Annotated in this window: 6 protein-coding genes; 4 read left to right on the forward strand and 2 right to left on the reverse strand. The window is 65.8% G+C overall.

All coding sequences use genetic code 11. The features are described from left to right. Nucleotides 1-379: 379 nt before the first annotated feature. A complete protein-coding gene (locus tag VW23_RS03625) occupies nucleotides 380-1534 on the reverse strand; it encodes a DJ-1/PfpI family protein (RefSeq protein WP_069908231.1) in 1155 nt (384 codons plus the stop codon). Nucleotides 1535-1626: 92 nt separating this feature from the next. Continuing rightward, the gene (locus VW23_RS03630; protein WP_069908232.1) at nucleotides 1627-1950 is read right to left on the reverse strand and encodes an ArsR/SmtB family transcription factor; all 324 of its coding nucleotides are present in this window, start codon (nucleotides 1948-1950) and stop codon (nucleotides 1627-1629) included. A gap of 60 nt (nucleotides 1951-2010) precedes the next feature. On the opposite strand from VW23_RS03630, the gene VW23_RS03635 reads away from it, so the two are divergent. The 4 genes from VW23_RS03635 (at nucleotide 2011) to VW23_RS03650 (ending at nucleotide 3327) form a co-directional block, all read left to right on the forward strand. Beyond that, complete coding sequence (locus tag VW23_RS03635; protein ID WP_069908233.1) at nucleotides 2011-2469, forward strand: SRPBCC family protein; 459 nt, start codon at nucleotides 2011-2013, stop codon at nucleotides 2467-2469. Beyond that, nucleotides 2466-2825: a hypothetical protein gene (locus VW23_RS03640; protein ID WP_069908234.1), complete on the forward strand. Its 360-nt coding sequence runs from the start codon at nucleotides 2466-2468 to the stop codon at nucleotides 2823-2825. Before VW23_RS03635 ends, VW23_RS03640 begins: the two co-directional genes overlap by 4 nt. 85 nt (nucleotides 2826-2910) lie before the next feature. Further along, nucleotides 2911-3102, forward strand: coding sequence for a hypothetical protein (locus tag VW23_RS03645; RefSeq protein WP_069908235.1), 192 nt, complete (start codon nucleotides 2911-2913; stop codon nucleotides 3100-3102). A 3-nt stretch (nucleotides 3103-3105) separates the two neighbouring features. Further along, nucleotides 3106-3327 (forward strand): hypothetical protein, encoded by a 222-nt coding sequence (locus tag VW23_RS03650; RefSeq protein WP_069908236.1) that lies wholly within the window; start codon nucleotides 3106-3108, stop codon nucleotides 3325-3327. Nucleotides 3328-3362 lie beyond the last annotated feature (35 nt).

The following is a 3362-nucleotide window of genomic DNA, read 5'->3' on the forward strand; positions in this document are numbered from 1 at the left end:
ATGTATATAGAAAGTGACACAGCACGCCTAGGCAATCAAAGCGAGATGACTCCTCGGCAGCGTCAGATGTTAATAAGACCCAGCGTGTCGCGGACGCAGCAGGAAGCGCCGGTTTTTGGGGCCGCCCCCTCCACCAGCTTCGCTGGTCCCCCCACGGTGAGGGCCTTAGCCCGCATCCGGACCCCGCTGCGCGGTGGAGGACCACTGAGAGCCCGGTGGCTTTCATATGCGATTGCCCTGCCCTTGAGGGGAGGGGTTGGGAGTCCGTCGGTGATCACCGCACCACCCCCTCCCTCAATCCCTCCCCTCAAGGGGGAGGGAGGCGACCACGTCATCTCCCAGTGAATGGGGGTCGGACTTTGCAGACCAACAGGGAGCCCTACCGCGCCACACCTGTCCACGGGTACTCCATCACCAGCGCCACGATCTTTGCCGTCGGCAGGTCATAGCGTTCCGCCACCACCGGCAGCTCGTTTTCGAGCGTCTGAGCGGGCGCTTCGGTGGGCGGTGGGGGCAGCAGGCGGTCGATGCGGGCGCTTTCGCTGGGCCGGTCGGGGAGGATCAGCAGGCCGTGGCGGCTCCGGACCGGCGCGCCACCGGCGCCGAGCGTCACGACGCTGGCGAGGTTGGTGCGGGCATAGGCGTCGACGAGTAACCCCAGCGCTACCTCGTCGACGCCCTGCTCGAGCGGAATACCGACGGTTTCGCGCCGCCAGAAGGTCAGGGCATTGCGAATGAAGGTCTTCTTATGCTCGAGAGTAAGTTCGAACCCGGCGGAGCGGTGCCGGGCATCCCAGCTGGCGACGCCAAGTTCTGCGGCAGTGCGCTCGGCGACGGCGCGCCCGCCGATCGCTTCGACCAAAGCCAGCATGATCGGAATGTTGGCGGTGATACCGGTGGAGGTGGCGACGCCATCGTCGACGACATAGCGGCGATCGGGGACGAACGTCATGGTCGGGTGTTTCTCGCGCAACTCGGCGACGGCGCTCCAGTGCCCGGTGGCGCGGCGGCCGTCGAGCAGGCCGGCAAAGCCGATCATACGCGAGCCGTTGCAGATCGAGATGATTTTGGCGCCCTTGCTGCGTTGAGCGACCAGCCAGTCGGCGATGACCTGGTCGGTGCCCGGGTCCATGGCGGGCACGACGACATAATCGGCGCCCTCGGGGTGCTGGGCGTCGAAGTCGGCGATGGTCGCTTCCGGGGTGATTTTGGGACCGGGGTAGAGCTGCACCGGTTCGGCGCGCTCGGCCACCACGGTGACCTCGGCGACGTCGGCCCGCTTCAACACGCCATAGGCCGAGAAGAAGTCGGAGAGTTCGGTCGCCTGGTTCCAGGCGATGATGGCGATCACTGGCCGGTCGGAAGGGCGGGTCGGGCGCATCGCCGCGATGGTGGCGGCCTGTTCGTCCGCCGCTACCGGCTCGGCTGGCGGCATGGCCGCAGCCGGCGCGCCGGGGGCGAGGAGGATCGGGGTGGCGATCAGCGCCGCCAGGACGATGACGCCGATACCGGCGAAGATGGCTCGCTTACGCATATCGTCCTCCATTTTGGGAGCCGAAGGCTAGCGGCAGGCGGGCGACAGCGGGTGCCAAAGGACGCGCAGTTTCTGCCAAACGTGCAGGCAGGTCAGCCTTCGAGGCCCTGCTTCAACTTCAGCAAACCCTGCGCCGCATAGGCGGCATAGCTGCCGATCCAGCGCTCGTGCAGCTGCTGAATGGGGATGGCGTTGAGGTGGTTCCAGCGCTCGCGGCCGTCACGCCTGGATATCACCAGGTCGGCCTCCTCCAGCACCTTGAGGTGCTGCATCACGGTGCAGCGGTCGAGCTCGGGGAAGGCGTCGCAGAGCGCCCCGGTGGTCTGCGGACTATCCTTCAGCCGGTCGAGCATATTGCGACGCACCCGGTTGCCCAGAGCCTTGAAGATCTTGTCATTTTCATCGTCGCTTGACATGTTAGATTTTTATAACATAATGGCCGGAAAGACAAGCGATAAACGCCAAGGAGAGACGTCATGGATGTGAAGCTGAAGGTGTCGGGGCGCATCGCCAAGCCGGTGCACGAGGTGTTCGAGGCGGTGGCCGATCCGGCGAAACTCTCCGGCTTTTTCACCACTGGCGGCGCCAAGGGCCGGCTCACCACCGGCGCCACCGTGACCTGGGACTTCGCCGATTTTCCCGGCGCCTTTCCGGTGCAGGTGGTCGAAGTCGTCGACGACAAGCGCATTGTCCTCCGGTGGGGCGCCGCGGAAGGGACGGGCGCCGACCCGAGCGGCAACACCACGGTCACCATGAGCTTTGAGGCGCTCGAGGACGGCCGGACTCTCGTGACCATTACCGAGGCTGGCTGGATTGAGACGCAGCAGGGGCTCGATGCCTGTGTCGGCAATACCGAGGGCTGGACCGGCATGCTGTGCGCCATGAAGGTCTATCTCGAGCGCGGCTTCAACCTGCGCGAAGGTTTCTACAAATGACCAGCGAGATCCGCGGCGGCATCAACATCGCCATGAAGGTGCCGACCCACCTCTACGCCGAGACGGTGGCGTTCTATCGCGACGTGCTGAAGCTCGAGCGGGTGCCGGAACGGCAGGAGGTCGGCTTCCTGTTCGGGCCGAACCAGCTGTGGATCGACGAGGCTCCGGGCTATTCGCAGAGCGAAGTCTGGCTCGAACTGTTCGCGGCCGAGTTTGCTCCCGCCGCCGCGCAACTGAGCGCCGCGGGGCTCACCCGCAACGATGCCATCGAGCCTTTGGGTGATGGGTTTCGCGGCGGCTGGTTCTTCAATCCGGCCGGGATCGTTCACATGGTGCGCGAGCCCGACGCCTGGTGAGCGGTTAAGCAAAAACCGCCGGCGGTCGTCCAAGGCGACCGCCGAGTGTCAGGAAAAGTTTAGGAATCAAGCGCAGATTCGGGGCATGGCAACGCAACCGCACCATAACCCGCGCCCCCTGCTCGACCCGCTCCAGATGGAACAGGCCGGACGGGCGCTGCGCCAGTGGATCGACCGCCTGCTCGGCCACACCGAGCCCCAGGTGAATACCGATATCGACTGGGAAGACGGCGAACCGCACCACGAGCAGCGCGACGGCAGCTCCCCGGGGCACTGAGCGATGGACTGGCTCCGCGACTTCCAACAGTCGTTCCGTGAGCCGGTCTACGGATTTCTCGGCACATTCTGGCCGGTCCTCGCGGTCATCGCGCTGATCGGCCTCGGCTGGCTGTTCGGCAGCATGGTGACGCGTGCCCGTCGGGGTGGCAGCGACAGCGGCGGCAGCACGTTCTCGTTTGGCGATTCCGACGGGGATGGCGGTGGCGGCGATGGTGGCGACTGAGGGGGGCACCGCTAGCTCCCCTCCCCCTTGAGGGG

It is taken from the genome of Devosia insulae DS-56, from assembly GCF_000970465.2.
Lineage (GTDB): Bacteria > Pseudomonadota > Alphaproteobacteria > Rhizobiales > Devosiaceae > Devosia_A > Devosia_A insulae.